Below are 12579 nucleotides of genomic sequence, written 5' to 3' on the forward strand. Positions count from 1 at the left end.
CGAATTTGTCGACAGTCTGAGACTCCCAATGGCTGGGAGTCTTTTTATATATGAAATTATTTACTTAATTTTTTACGTGTTAAAGTAATTGCGAATAAAAAAAAGACTCCAACCAAATTGGTTGAGAATCTTTGAATGACCATTTTTTATTTGTCGAACATTTACTCAGAATTTGTAGATATTTCCCGGGAATTTGTTGGAATTTGAAAAATTGTGTTCGAGATGCGGAGAAACCTGTTTATATTTTTGTATCGCCTAGCAATATGCACAAAAAAAGCCTTAAATAGGCAGATTATTTTTGGAATATGGAGAAAAGACCTCCCCATTTTACTTTAGGCTTTTGTATTGCTTCCTCTAAACGATTATTAAATTCATTTTGAGAATGCCATTCTTTTAACTGTTCGTCCCTAATTTTTTGAATTTCATTTTGTAAGAGTTCGTTACTTTGTTGTTCTTGTTTCAGCAGTGATTCATAATGGGTATTTTGTTGTTCCGTTAATTTTTCAATTTTTGCATTCGTTTTTTGAGCAGAATTCGCAATACTTGAACTGATAGCATGATGATCCTGCTGGAGCCTAGAAACCTGGGTTTTAAGCTGCGACATATCGTTTGTTAGTTGTATATTCACTTCTCGTGTGGCCGCCAGCTCATTGACTAAAAACTTTAAAACCTCTTTTAATTGATTGGGGTCTTGGGGTAATTTTTCATATGTATCGGCTACCACAATCTCACTTTGATTGGATTCTTCCAATCTTTCTAGTTGTTGATGCACAAGGTCCTTCGCCGTATCGTCAAGGGGCTTGTCTGTATCGCGTAACGCTACAAGCGCTTCGATGTCAGATTGAACAAATATACGGCGATCGCCATCTTTTAAAAACTCATATCCGTTGCGCTCTAAGATTTGGCCATACTTTCGAACAGTAGGTGTTGCAATTCCCACTTCTTCAGCAGCTTCCTTAGAGGAGAAAGCTCTTTCATTCGGTTGTATATCACGTCGCATATCGCACCTCCTTTTACTATTAACTATGAAGGTTATCACGCTTATTTGCAACATATATCGACTAGCGATACGAAAAAACGAGCCATTTTTCCCTATTGTCGAGAATGATTAAAGAACCCTAGGTCCTTAAGGAAGTGAAAGTCTCCTATTATTGAAAGTGTAGCTCCACAAAATTCGTAAATACAAGTGAAAACACAAAGTAACAATTTCCATAAAAAGTAATGAGTTACTCAAATAAAACACTCTGTTTTCAGTGGTGATTTTTTCCGTTAGTAACGGCAAAATATCTGCTTAAAAAGTGAAGCGTTTTCAAATTAAGCTGTTGTTAGATGGCCATTGAGTAGTTTACTAAAAGTTAACTGAATATTAGAAATCGAATGATTTCTACCAAACATTTTAGAAAAGAGGGATTTACGTATGCAGAGATTCATGGAAGTTTTAGAAAGCAAAATGGCACCGCTTGCCTTCAAGCTTGACAGCAATAGGTATATTACTGCAATTAAAGATGGATTGTTCGGGGTCATGTCCCTGCTCATCATTGGATCGTTCTTCTTGCTGCTTGCAAACCTTCCGATTACAGGATATCCGGAATTCATGGCATCTATCCTTGGAGAAAACTGGCCAAGCTATTTCAAGGTTCCATATGATGTAACCATGAGCATCATGACTATTTATGTGGTCATCGCAATGGCCAGAAGTCTTGGAAAAACCTATAAGCTGGACAGCATTACCTGTATCACATTATCCGTAGTTGCCTTCCTGCTTTTAACACCGACGTTAGAATTTAAAGACGGAGGCTTCGGGATCCCGACATCAAATCTAAGTGCCAGCGGTCTTTTCCTTGGGATGATTACAGCCGTATTAACGGTTGAGATTGTTCGTTTTGTTGATAAAAAAGGCTGGAGAATTAAAATGCCGGATTCCGTTCCCGAGAATGTTTCCCGCTCCTTCTCTGCACTAATCCCAGGACTATTTGTTATTATCTTTTTTAATCTAATCCGCATCGTGTTTTCCTTAACAGATTTCGCAACGGTTCAAGCATTCATCTTCCACTATCTGCAACTACCGTTAACAAGCTTGGGCAGTACACTTCCGGCAATGTTAATTTCCACTATTTTCGAGGGAACTTTATGGTCTTTTGGGATCCACGGTTCCAATGTAATAAGCGGGATTATGAAACCAATTTGGCTTACCTTAACTGCCGAAAATGCGAATGCATTTGCAGCAGGTGAAACATTGCCGCACATTATTAACTTCCAGTTCTATGCGAACTTCATGAAGATTGGTGGATTTGGAGGAACCTTTGGCCTTGCCTTATTGCTTTTATTTGCTTCAAAATCAAGTCAGTTCAAAGCGCTAGGAAAATTATCCATTGGGCCTGGGTTCTTTGGCATCAACGAACCAATCATCTTTGGTCTTCCAGTCGTATTGAACCCAATTATGGTTATTCCATTTATTCTAACACCGCTTGTCCTGGCTGTAGTTGCTTATTTCTCCATGTTATCCGGTTTGGTACCGTATACAAACGGAACGAATATTCCATGGACAACTCCACCAGTTATCGCAGGTTTCCTTGTGAGCGGATGGAAGGGTGCCGTTCTGAATATTATACAAATCATCATTTCAGCGGCCATTTACTATCCATTTTTCAAATCAGCAGACCGTATTGCCTATAACCAGGAGCAAGAACAACAAAAACAAGACGCTGGAAAACAACAAACAGCATAAACTCCCGGGAATAGCACAAACCCTCCATTTTAGAACATAGTGGAGGGTTTATTATAATTAGGTTTGTGAAAAGCCGTGGTCTTTGCTGCAAATAAATCGGGGTGAACCATCTTGAAGGAAAAATCGGCGAGAATTTATCTTTTATTTTTAGGTCTATATGGAATTGCTTATATGGGAAGTGCCATTTTCCAAACCTTTTTACCCGTTTACCTTAAGGGGATCGGACTAACTCAAACATCCATTGCCACACTTTTGAGTTTCGGTCCATTGGTTGCCATATTGGCCCAGCCAGTTTGGGGAAGCGTTGGAGACCGGTCGGGAAGTAAAAACAGGGTCCTGCAAATTCTGCTATTGGGAAGCGGGATTACAGTACTGCTATTTCCATTATCTGATCTATACAGCTATTTGTTAATAGTCATATGTGTCACAACATTTTTCCAAGCATCTATTTATCCTTTAAGTGATGCGATCACATTGGAATATTTGTCCCGGACGAAATGGAATTTCGGTCCAATTCGTTTAGCTGGCACAATAGGTTTTGCTCTGATGTCCGTAGCCTTTGGGATGATTGCAAAAAAACATATTGATAGTATCTTTAACGCCTATTGTTTGATTATGCTGCTCACTTTTTTCATCTGTTTTAAACTGCCAAAGATAAAGGGATATCAGTCCCAAGGCAAGAAAGTTTCAATTCTTGTGCTTTTAAAAAATCGAAAACTAATGCTGTTTATGCTGTTAAACTTTTTTATCCAAATTACACTAGGATATTACTATGCCTTTTTTCCAATCTACTTTCAGGAACTGGGGGCCGATAATACTTTACTTGGATGGTCCATGGTTTTCTCTTCTATCAGTGAACTTCCTTTCTTGCTTTTTGGACACAAAATCGTGGAACGATTGGGAATTCCTAAAATCCTCCTTGGTACAGCGTTCTTTCGGCGATCAGGTGGCTGCTGATGTTTTATGTTCATAACCCTTATATGGTCCTGCCGATTCAAATGCTTCATGGGGTAATTGTTATCGTATTATTGGTTACGATGGCTATTTTCATAAACGAAGAAGTGCCCAACGAACTGAAGGCCTCTGGACAGACATTTAACGGATTAATCAGTTTAGGTGTCGCCCGTATCCTTGGAAGTATCCTCGGGGGAGTATTCAGTGAATACGTGGGAATGAGGGATGTCTTTTTATACAATGCTATAATTGCCTTCATTACGTTTCTAGTGTTTATGCTTGTTTTTAAAAGAGAGTCTAAAGTTCTACAAACAGCTTCGATTTAGCACAGGCCCATGCATAAACAAACAAAAGGCTCCCAACCAAATCGGTTGGGAGCCTTTGTATGTTGATAATTAACGTTTTGAGAACTGAGGCGCACGACGAGCACCTTTAAGACCGTATTTCTTACGCTCTTTCATACGTGCATCACGAGTTAATAATCCAGCGCGCTTTAATGTTGGACGGAATTCTGGGTCAGCTTGTAGTAATGCGCGAGCAATACCGTGGCGGATTGCGCCAGCTTGACCAGTGTATCCACCGCCGCTTACGTTTACAAGAACATCGTAGCTGCCTACTGTTTCAGTAGCTACTAATGGTTGTCTTACAACAACACGTAAAGCTTCAAATGGGATATAATCTTCGATTTCACGACCGTTAACAACAATTTTACCTGTACCTGGAACTAAGCGCACACGTGCGACAGAGCTCTTACGACGACCAGTACCAATATATTGAACTTGTGCCAAGTTAATTCCCTCCCTCTTAATTAACCGCGAAGTTCGTAAACTTCAGGTTTTTGTGCTTGGTGTGGATGTTCTGCACCAGCGTATACGTGTAATTTTTTGAACATTTGACGACCAAGAGAATTCTTCGGAAGCATGCCTTTAACAGCAAGCTCGATCATTTTCTCAGCATAGTTTGTACGCATTTCTAGAGCTGTTCTTTGCTTTAAACCACCTGGGTGATTAGTGTGACGGTAGTAGATCTTGTCAGTTAATTTCTTACCAGTTAATTCTACTTTAGAAGCGTTAAGAATGATTACATTATCACCAGTGTCAACATGTGGTGTAAAAGTTGGTTTGTTTTTACCACGTAAAATTGATGCTACTTCAGAAGCAAGACGACCAAGAGTTTTGCCTTCTGCATCAATTACGTACCATTTACGCTCGATATTGTTGGCATTTGCCATAAACGTTGTACGCATGAGTTTCCCTCCTAATTAATTCCGTTAAAGGTTATTGTTTTCGCACCATCAAAGCATCCAGTGTCCGATTCTGTTCCGGGAATGAACGACGGATTGCCCTTGTGCGGTTAATTTTTCAAATCACATATTTTCAATCACGATGAAGACTTTCCGGGGCTTAATCGTGGGATTAAAAACACACACATATAATATAATAAATAGTCATCGTGAAAATGTCAAGGAAATGTTACACCAGGTTAGGTTGTTTTAAGAGATTTTTATTTATTTATTAAAACCTGTTTAAAAATCCCTTTTATTTAACGGCTTTTCCCTTACACGGGCACAGTTCAGCATCCCAGAGTGATCGTCCCCGGCTTCTTCAACCCTTCACGGGCACTGTTTAACTTACAGAAAAATATTTAAATAAAATTATTTATAAAAAACTTCCCAAAGATACAACCCATGAGCAGGTGCGGTTTTACCAGCGAAGCGGCGGTCTTTTCCTGCCAATATATCTGCTAAATGAGCAGGCTTGCGCTCACCTGACCCTACCTCTAATAATGTTCCTACCAATATCCTAACCATGTTATACAAAAAGCCATTTCCAATGAAACGAATCGTTAGCAGATCGCCATCTAAGACAAAATCAATGATTTCAATCGTTCTAACCTTGTCCACTACTTCCGTCTTCGAAGCGCAAAAACTCGTAAAGTCATGGGTCCCAAGGAAATATTTACTTGCTTCTTGCATTGCGTCAATATCCAACTGATAGGGGTACTGATAGACAAAATTCCGCTGAAATGGGTCACGTTTAACAGAAAGGAGCAGCTGATATCGGTATTCTTTCCCAGTCGCATCAAAACGGGCATGAAAGGACTCACTAGCTTTTTCAACTGAAAGCACCGAAATATCCGCCGGCAGCATTGAATTCAACGCCATCTCCCACTTATCCTCAGGAATAGGCAGTGACGAATCAAAATGAATAACCTGCCCCTTCGCATGAACACCAGCGTCTGTTCGACCCGAACCGGCTATCTTCACCTGTTCACCCTTATGCATTTTTGCCAAAACGGTTTCTAATTCTAATTGTACAGTCCGCTTATTAGGCTGTACCTGATAACCAGAAAAACCAGAACCGTCGTAGGATATAACACATTTATATCTTTGCATGGTTTCGCCTCATTATGATCGTAATAAGAATAAGAAGACCGATAAGACAAACAACATAACCAGTTGCAGGGTGTCCGCCATTTGCCAGCTTAATTGGCGGTATTTCGTTCTCCCTTCACCGCCGCGATAGCCTCTTGCTTCCATGGCAATGGCGAGTTCCTCCGCCCGTTTAAATGAACTAACGAACAAAGGAATTAAGAGCGGAATGACCGCCTTGATTCGCTCTTTAAAAGGTCCGCTTGCAAATTCCACTCCCCGAGCGATTTGTGCCTTCATGATTTTGTCTGTTTCCTGCATGAGCGTGGGAATAAAGCGTAAGGAGATCGACATCATCAACGCCATTTCATGGACAGGAAAACGCACCTTTTTTAACGGATGCAGCAGTGTTTCAAGTCCATCCGTAATCTCAATAGGCGTGGTGGTTAACGTCAATAATGACGTCATTAATATTAAGAAAAAGAATCTTAAAGAAATAAAGATTCCTTGGCGAACGCCTCCCTCATAGATCTTCAAAGGGCCAACTTCCCATAGTAAATCGCCTTGTTTTGTAAAGAGAAGTTGCAGTACTAAGGTAAATAGAACAAGCCATAATACCGGCTTTAAACCGCCATATAAGAAACGAATAGAGATCTTCGATAAACCAAGCATTAAAAAAGTATAAATGCCTATAAGTGCATAGGTTAGCAAGTTATTTGCAAGAAAAATAATACAAACAAATAAAAAGATAATGATCAATTTAGAACGTGGGTCCATTTTATGAATAATCGAATCAGTTGGTACATATCGGCCAAATATCATTTTTTCCATCATGAGCGGACACCTCTGCTTAAAAAGTCTGATACAGCAGAAGACAACTCATCAATGGAGAGATAAATTTTATCTAAAGTATGCCCCATCTTTTCCTCAAGCTTTAGCTGAAAGCGAACCACCTCTGGAACATCAAGACCCATTTGCACTAAATCAACGGGATTAGAGAAAATCTCCTCGGGCGTTCCTTTTTTAGCTACCATGCCATGCTGCATAATCACAATTTGGTCGGCATACCTAGCTGCATCTTCCATACTGTGAGTGACTAATATTGTGGAAAGACCTCTTTCCTGATGAAGTTGATAGAACATATCCATAACTTCTTTACGGCCGCGTGGATCTAATCCAGCTGTAGGCTCGTCCAAGACAAGTACATCAGGCTCCATCGCCAGTACTCCGGCAATAGCCACGCGTCTCATTTGTCCGCCTGAAAGATCAAACGGAGATTTTCCTAGGATTTCTTCACTTAGACCGACTTGTTTAAGGGCGATACGGGCCCGCTGTTTTGCTTCTGGCTCGGAAACTCCAAAATTAAGCGGTCCAAAAATAATATCCTTCTCCACTGTTTCCTCAAACAGTTGATGCTCAGGAAACTGAAACACAATCCCAACCTTTTGACGGACTGGCTTGAGATTTTTATTTTTTGTCTTAGCTTTAATTTCATGGTCACCAATTTTCACCATTCCCTCTGTCGGTTGCAGGAGGGCATTCAAGTGCTGCAGGACGGTTGACTTACCTGAGCCGGTATGCCCAATCAGAGCCATATAGGTGCCCGAGGGAATGTCGATAGATACATCTTTGATGGCAAGTCTCTCAAATGGAGTATTTGCTTGATATCGGTACTCTACATGCGCGAGCGAGATGTCCATAGCTCTGTCACCAACTCTTCTTCTGATAAATAGTGCTTGGAAAGGTCAATCCCTTGTTGACGGAATGCTTTACTCATTTTAACTGAAAAGGGAATATCAAGCCCTAATTGAATCAATTGCTCATCCATCGAGAATATCTCTTCCGGAGTTCCTTCTCGAAACACTTCTCCCTGATTCATTACAATAATTCGGTCAGCTTTGGCAGCCTCGTCTAAATCATGCGTAATCGAGATAACGGTGAGCAGCTTTTCATCCTTTAAGGTTCTTACCGTCTCTAGCACTTCTTCTCTGCCTTTAGGATCGAGCATCGAAGTGGCTTCATCTAAAATAATAATAGACGGTCTTAAGGCGAGAACTCCTGCAATGGCTACCCGCTGCTTTTGTCCGCCTGATAGATGGTGGGGCTCTTGATATAGAAACTGATCCATTTTTACCTTTTTGAGAGAATCCTCAACTCTCTGGACCATCTCTTCTCTGGGAATGCCATGATTTTCTAAACCAAAAGCCACATCATCCTGAACAGTGGTACCGACAAATTGGTTATCAGGATTTTGAAATACCATGCCAATTTGTTTACGGATATCCCAAATGGATTCCTCGGTCAACTCAAGGTCACCAACGATAATTTCCCCTTCCATCGGAAACTGCAAGCCATTCAATAACTTTGCCATAGTTGATTTCCCTGAACCGTTATGACCGACGATGGCAAGCCACTCACCTTCATAGATGTCAAAAGAAACACTTTTTAAGGCATAGCGTTCCTGTGAATCGTATTGAAAGGATACTTCTTTTAGAGATACAATTGACTTTTTCACCACTTGACTCTCCTCTCAGCTAGTCTGATCTACGCTCAAAATTCTTTTACATACAAAAAAAGCCTGCACCTCGCCCCTGGCAGCACTGCGCTTCAGACGCTGCGATAAAAAGGGATTTCTATAATAGAAATGGGAGGAGGTGCATGAGCTAGACGAGACGTAAAAAAGAATCTAAATGTTCTTTCCGGGAAAGAATCATCCGCTTCACAATAAGTGAAGTTACGCTCATCATAACACTCGTTTGGCTTGGTAAAACTAAAATATAAAATTTGCTTTTACAGAAAAAGGGCAAAGAACAAGTTTGATTGTAAACTGTCCAGCGCCCTTGTTGTCTGTTAAAAGGTATTAAACTAACTCGATAATAACCATTGGTGCACCGTCACCGCGGCGAGGTCCAAGTTTCATAATACGAGTGTATCCACCTTGACGCTCAGAGTAACGTGGAGCGATATCAGCGAAAAGTTTTTGTACAGCATCTTGACCATTTTCAGCATTAGCAACTTCGTTACGTACGTAAGAAGAAGCTTGACGACGAGCGTGTAAATCGCCGCGCTTACCTAGAGTGATCATTTTTTCAACAGTCACACGAAGTTCTTTCGCGCGAGTTTCTGTTGTTTCGATGCGCTCGTTGATAATTAAATCTGTAGTTAAATCACGTAACATAGCTTTACGCTGTGCACTTGTGCGTCCTAACTTTCTGTATGCCATGAAGGGTTCCCTCCTTTGTTGAAGTCATTAAACGGATTATTTGCTCCGCAATTGACTAGTCGTCTTTACGTAAGCCTAATCCAAGCTCTTCTAGTTTTGCCTTCACTTCTTCAAGTGATTTACGGCCTAAGTTACGAACTTTCATCATATCTTCTTCAGTCTTATTAGCTAATTCCTGAACAGTGTTGATGCCAGCACGCTTTAAGCAGTTATAAGAACGAACAGAAAGATCGAGTTCTTCAATAGTCATTTCTAGAACTTTTTCTTTTTGGTCTTCTTCTTTTTCAATCATGATTTCAGCATTTTGTGCCTCGTCAGTTAATCCAACGAAAATATTCAAATGCTCGGTCAAAATTTTTGAACCAAGAGCAATTGCTTCTTTTGGCCCAGTGCTTCCATCTGTCCAAACATCAAGCGTAAGCTTATCGAAATTTGACATTTGGCCAACACGAGTATTTTCTACTTGGAATGCCACACGAGCAACTGGCGTATAGATTGAGTCAATTGGAATAACACCAATTGGTTGATCTTCTCTCTTGTTCTGATCAGCCGGTGTATATCCACGTCCACGTCTAGCCGTTAAACGCATGCGAAGATGTCCATTTGAAGCCAATGTCGCAATATGAAGGTCTGGATTTAAAATCTCCACATCACTGTCATGAGTAATGCTGCTAGCCTTGACAGGTCCTTCACCCTGTACATCAATTTCAAGTGATTTTTCTTCATCAGAGTAGATTTTTAAAGCTAATTTTTTAATGTTTAAAATGATGGATGTTACATCCTCTACGACGCCTTCAATTGTTGAGAACTCATGAAGTACCCCATCGATTTGAATCGATGTAACAGCGGCACCTGGGAGTGAAGATAATAGGATACGACGTAAGGAGTTACCCAAAGTGGTACCATATCCACGCTCAAGTGGTTCGACGACGAACTTGCCGTACTTGGCATCATCGTTGATCTCAACCGTTTCGATTTTTGGTTTTTCTATTTCGATCATCCATTAACCCTCCTTCAAAACGTCGAAACTCGATTAGTGAGTATTGCTAACCGATATTCCCCCATGTTTACGTTCCCGTTTTGTGCACAACAACTGGAATAATTCTTCTGTATTTTTTCAAAAATTATATCATATCCCATTATAGACATATGATTCGAAATCTATACAGAAAAATTATACGCGACGACGTTTTGGTGGACGGCATCCATTATGAGGAACTGGAGTAACGTCTTTAATAGCAGTTACTTCAAGACCAGCAGCTTGAAGAGCACGGATTGCAGCTTCACGTCCTGCACCAGGTCCTTTAACTGTAACTTCTAAAGTTTTCATACCATGTTCGATGGAAGTTTTAGCTGCCGTTTCAGCTGCCATTTGCGCTGCGAATGGAGTAGATTTACGAGAACCTTTAAATCCAAGCGCACCAGCACTTGACCAAGAAATTGCATTACCATGAACATCAGTGATAGTTACGATCGTATTGTTGAAAGTTGAACGGATATGAGCGATACCTGATTCAATATTCTTTTTAACACGACGCTTACGTGTATTAGTTTTACGTGCCATTTAAATAACCTCCTTTGCCGATTACTTCTTCTTGTTCGCAACAGTCTTACGAGGACCTTTGCGTGTACGAGCGTTGTTTTTCGTATTTTGTCCACGAACCGGTAAACCACGACGATGACGTAATCCGCGGTAGCAGCCGATTTCCATTAAACGCTTAATGTTAAGAGAAATTTCACGGCGAAGATCACCTTCAACTTTTAACTTGTCGATGATGTCACGGATTTTGTTTAATTCGTCTTCTGTTAAATCACGCACACGAGTATTTTCAGAAACGCCAGCCTCAGCTAATACTTTTTGTGCTGTATTTTTACCAATACCATAAATGTAAGTTAAAGAGATAACTACACGCTTTTCACGTGGAATATCTACACCAGCAATACGTGCCATAATGAGCGCACCTCCTTCAATGATTAACCTTGTTTTTGTTTATGTTTAGGGTTTTCACAGATAACCATAACTTTTCCGCGTCTACGGATAACTTTGCACTTTTCGCAGATCGGTTTAACAGATGGTCTTACTTTCATTATCCTAACCTCCTTAGTAGTACGGAGTGCAAGCGAATTATTTGAAGCGGTAAGTAATTCTTCCGCGTGTCAAGTCATATGGAGAAAGCTCTACAGTAACTTTATCACCTGGAAGAATGCGAATGAAGTGCATTCGGATTTTACCAGAAACATGAGCTAGCACAGTATGACCATTTTCTAATTCTACCTTAAACATCGCATTTGGCAAAGTTTCAATGACTTTACCTTCAATTTCAATTACATCATCCTTAGCCATCAACTCGTCTCCCTTCTCATCATCAAAAATAGTATTCGAAAATGTAATATAATTCTTCTCATTCGTACATCAATAGCAACCTTAAAATTTTAACATATTATGCGTCACTTGTCCGCAACTAAATTCTACATTTTAAGGAATTTAAAAGTCCTCATGTAAGTCTTGCCCAACTCTCGGTCTTACATACTCGGTACAATAGAAAAGCCATTTTCTCCCACATACTTTTGATTTCTTTTTAAGAGATGTTCGAGAGTCGTTCGCCCGGTATTGCCATCGATCATTAACGTAAACCCTCAAGTAATTGCTCAATATCAACAAATACCTTACGGATGTCCTGTTGACCATCAATTGTGCGGAGATAGCCTTTTGTTTTATAAAAAGTAAGTAATGGTTCTTGTTGTTTGATGTTGACGTCTAAACGATTTAGAACAGTTTCTGCATTATCATCTGCACGTTGATAAAGCTCCCCGCCACATTTATCGCACTTGCCTTCTTGAGCTGGAGGATTAAAAACTAAATGATAGGTTGATCCACAGTCTTTACAAATCCGACGCCCTGTCAAACGTTCCATTAAAATACTTTTGTCTACGTTAATATTAATTACATAGTCAATCTTTTTATCTAAATCAACTAGTAAGTTTTCTAACGCTTCTGCCTGAGGTACAGTTCTAGGAAAGCCATCTAGCAAAAAGCCATTTTGACAGTCATCTTTGCTTAATCGTTCACGAACAATGCCGATTGTTACCTCATCAGGAACAAGTTCACCTTTGTCCATGAAAGATTTAGCTTGTAATCCTAGTTCAGTACCTTCTTTCATCGCTGCACGGAACATATCTCCAGTTGAGATATGAGGGATGCCGTATTGCTCGACGATTCTTTCAGCTTGAGTGCCTTTTCCGGCACCCGGAAGCCCCATTAATACTAAATTCACACGTGTTCCCCCCTCGTGCTATATTTGG

General features: G+C 40.2%; 17 protein-coding genes. 3 read left to right on the forward strand and 14 right to left on the reverse strand.

Annotated features, from left to right (window positions below):
* Positions 1-292 precede the first annotated feature (292 nt).
* Positions 293-1000 (reverse strand): hypothetical protein, encoded by a 708-nt coding sequence (locus ABES02_RS15095; RefSeq protein ID WP_430136353.1) that lies wholly within the window; start codon positions 998-1000, stop codon positions 293-295.
* A gap of 417 nt (positions 1001-1417) precedes the next feature.
* Here ABES02_RS15095 and ABES02_RS15100 point away from each other — a divergent pair, with 417 nt between their 5' ends.
* The 3 genes from ABES02_RS15100 (at position 1418) to ABES02_RS15110 (ending at position 4008) form a co-directional block, all read left to right on the forward strand.
* Positions 1418-2728: a PTS sugar transporter subunit IIC gene (locus ABES02_RS15100; RefSeq protein ID WP_430136356.1), complete on the forward strand. Its 1311-nt coding sequence runs from the start codon at positions 1418-1420 to the stop codon at positions 2726-2728.
* Between the two features lie 111 nt (positions 2729-2839).
* Positions 2840-3685 carry an MFS transporter gene (locus ABES02_RS15105; RefSeq protein WP_430136359.1) on the forward strand — a complete coding sequence of 282 codons (846 nt, stop codon included), beginning with the start codon at positions 2840-2842 and terminating at the stop codon, positions 3683-3685.
* On the forward strand, positions 3685-4008 hold the full coding sequence (locus ABES02_RS15110) for an MFS transporter (protein WP_430136361.1): 324 nt from the start codon (positions 3685-3687) through the stop codon (positions 4006-4008). The genes ABES02_RS15105 and ABES02_RS15110 overlap by 1 nt, the downstream gene beginning before the upstream one ends.
* 69 nt (positions 4009-4077) lie before the next feature.
* On the opposite strand, the gene rpsI is transcribed toward ABES02_RS15110, so the two are convergent.
* The 13 genes from rpsI to ABES02_RS15175 all read right to left on the reverse strand — a co-directional run bounded on the left by rpsI (position 4078) and on the right by ABES02_RS15175 (position 12551).
* Entirely contained in the window at positions 4078-4470 is a 393-nt protein-coding gene (gene rpsI, locus ABES02_RS15115) for a 30S ribosomal protein S9 (RefSeq protein WP_098533175.1), read from the reverse strand.
* A gap of 20 nt (positions 4471-4490) precedes the next feature.
* Positions 4491-4928: a 50S ribosomal protein L13 gene (rplM, locus tag ABES02_RS15120; RefSeq protein ID WP_430136365.1), complete on the reverse strand. Its 438-nt coding sequence runs from the start codon at positions 4926-4928 to the stop codon at positions 4491-4493.
* A 408-nt stretch (positions 4929-5336) separates the two neighbouring features.
* Positions 5337-6077 (reverse strand): tRNA pseudouridine(38-40) synthase TruA, encoded by a 741-nt coding sequence (gene truA, locus ABES02_RS15125; protein ID WP_430136367.1) that lies wholly within the window; start codon positions 6075-6077, stop codon positions 5337-5339.
* A gap of 12 nt (positions 6078-6089) precedes the next feature.
* Positions 6090-6887 carry an energy-coupling factor transporter transmembrane component T family protein gene (locus ABES02_RS15130; protein ID WP_430136370.1) on the reverse strand — a complete coding sequence of 266 codons (798 nt, stop codon included), beginning with the start codon at positions 6885-6887 and terminating at the stop codon, positions 6090-6092.
* On the reverse strand, positions 6884-7753 hold the full coding sequence (locus ABES02_RS15135; protein ID WP_430136373.1) for an energy-coupling factor ABC transporter ATP-binding protein: 870 nt from the start codon (positions 7751-7753) through the stop codon (positions 6884-6886). Before ABES02_RS15135 ends, ABES02_RS15130 begins: the two co-directional genes overlap by 4 nt.
* Complete coding sequence (locus ABES02_RS15140; protein ID WP_430136376.1) at positions 7729-8568, reverse strand: energy-coupling factor ABC transporter ATP-binding protein; 840 nt, start codon at positions 8566-8568, stop codon at positions 7729-7731. Before ABES02_RS15140 ends, ABES02_RS15135 begins: the two co-directional genes overlap by 25 nt.
* Positions 8569-8913: 345 nt before the next feature.
* Positions 8914-9276, reverse strand: coding sequence for a 50S ribosomal protein L17 (gene rplQ / locus ABES02_RS15145; RefSeq protein WP_430136378.1), 363 nt, complete (start codon positions 9274-9276; stop codon positions 8914-8916).
* 55 nt (positions 9277-9331) lie between these two features.
* Positions 9332-10276: a DNA-directed RNA polymerase subunit alpha gene (locus ABES02_RS15150; RefSeq protein ID WP_430136381.1), complete on the reverse strand. Its 945-nt coding sequence runs from the start codon at positions 10274-10276 to the stop codon at positions 9332-9334.
* Positions 10277-10450: 174 nt separating this feature from the next.
* Positions 10451-10840 (reverse strand): 30S ribosomal protein S11, encoded by a 390-nt coding sequence (rpsK, locus tag ABES02_RS15155; protein WP_026574109.1) that lies wholly within the window; start codon positions 10838-10840, stop codon positions 10451-10453.
* A 21-nt stretch (positions 10841-10861) separates the two neighbouring features.
* Positions 10862-11227, reverse strand: coding sequence for a 30S ribosomal protein S13 (gene rpsM / locus ABES02_RS15160; RefSeq protein WP_166243776.1), 366 nt, complete (start codon positions 11225-11227; stop codon positions 10862-10864).
* Positions 11228-11250: 23 nt separating this feature from the next.
* Positions 11251-11364, reverse strand: coding sequence for a 50S ribosomal protein L36 (rpmJ, locus tag ABES02_RS15165; protein ID WP_000868344.1), 114 nt, complete (start codon positions 11362-11364; stop codon positions 11251-11253).
* Between the two features lie 37 nt (positions 11365-11401).
* Positions 11402-11620: a translation initiation factor IF-1 gene (gene infA / locus ABES02_RS15170; protein ID WP_007085268.1), complete on the reverse strand. Its 219-nt coding sequence runs from the start codon at positions 11618-11620 to the stop codon at positions 11402-11404.
* A gap of 280 nt (positions 11621-11900) precedes the next feature.
* Entirely contained in the window at positions 11901-12551 is a 651-nt protein-coding gene (locus ABES02_RS15175; RefSeq protein ID WP_430136384.1) for an adenylate kinase, read from the reverse strand.
* Positions 12552-12579 lie beyond the last annotated feature (28 nt).

The sequence above is a fragment of the Neobacillus pocheonensis genome, assembly GCF_050477905.1.
GTDB lineage: Bacteria > Bacillota > Bacilli > Bacillales > Cytobacillaceae > Neobacillus > Neobacillus pocheonensis_A.

What these genes read in the sequence shown, in the direction of transcription:
- ABES02_RS15095 (WP_430136353.1), bottom strand. Translation starts at nt 1,000, where the DNA reads ATGCGACGTGATATACAACCGAATGAAAGAGCTTTCTCCTCTAAGGAA.
- ABES02_RS15100 (WP_430136356.1), top strand. Translation starts at nt 1,418, where the DNA reads ATGCAGAGATTCATGGAAGTTTTAGAAAGCAAAATGGCACCGCTTGCC.
- ABES02_RS15110 (WP_430136361.1), top strand. Translation starts at nt 3,685, where the DNA reads ATGTTTTATGTTCATAACCCTTATATGGTCCTGCCGATTCAAATGCTT.
- rplM (WP_430136365.1), bottom strand. Translation starts at nt 4,928, where the DNA reads ATGCGTACAACGTTTATGGCAAATGCCAACAATATCGAGCGTAAATGG.
- truA (WP_430136367.1), bottom strand. Translation starts at nt 6,077, where the DNA reads ATGCAAAGATATAAATGTGTTATATCCTACGACGGTTCTGGTTTTTCT.
- ABES02_RS15130 (WP_430136370.1), bottom strand. Translation starts at nt 6,887, where the DNA reads ATGATGGAAAAAATGATATTTGGCCGATATGTACCAACTGATTCGATT.
- ABES02_RS15135 (WP_430136373.1), bottom strand. Translation starts at nt 7,753, where the DNA reads ATGGACATCTCGCTCGCGCATGTAGAGTACCGATATCAAGCAAATACT.
- rplQ (WP_430136378.1), bottom strand. Translation starts at nt 9,276, where the DNA reads ATGGCATACAGAAAGTTAGGACGCACAAGTGCACAGCGTAAAGCTATG.
- ABES02_RS15150 (WP_430136381.1), bottom strand. Translation starts at nt 10,276, where the DNA reads ATGATCGAAATAGAAAAACCAAAAATCGAAACGGTTGAGATCAACGAT.
- rpsK (WP_026574109.1), bottom strand. Translation starts at nt 10,840, where the DNA reads ATGGCACGTAAAACTAATACACGTAAGCGTCGTGTTAAAAAGAATATT.
- rpsM (WP_166243776.1), bottom strand. Translation starts at nt 11,227, where the DNA reads ATGGCACGTATTGCTGGTGTAGATATTCCACGTGAAAAGCGTGTAGTT.
- rpmJ (WP_000868344.1), bottom strand. Translation starts at nt 11,364, where the DNA reads ATGAAAGTAAGACCATCTGTTAAACCGATCTGCGAAAAGTGCAAAGTT.
- infA (WP_007085268.1), bottom strand. Translation starts at nt 11,620, where the DNA reads ATGGCTAAGGATGATGTAATTGAAATTGAAGGTAAAGTCATTGAAACT.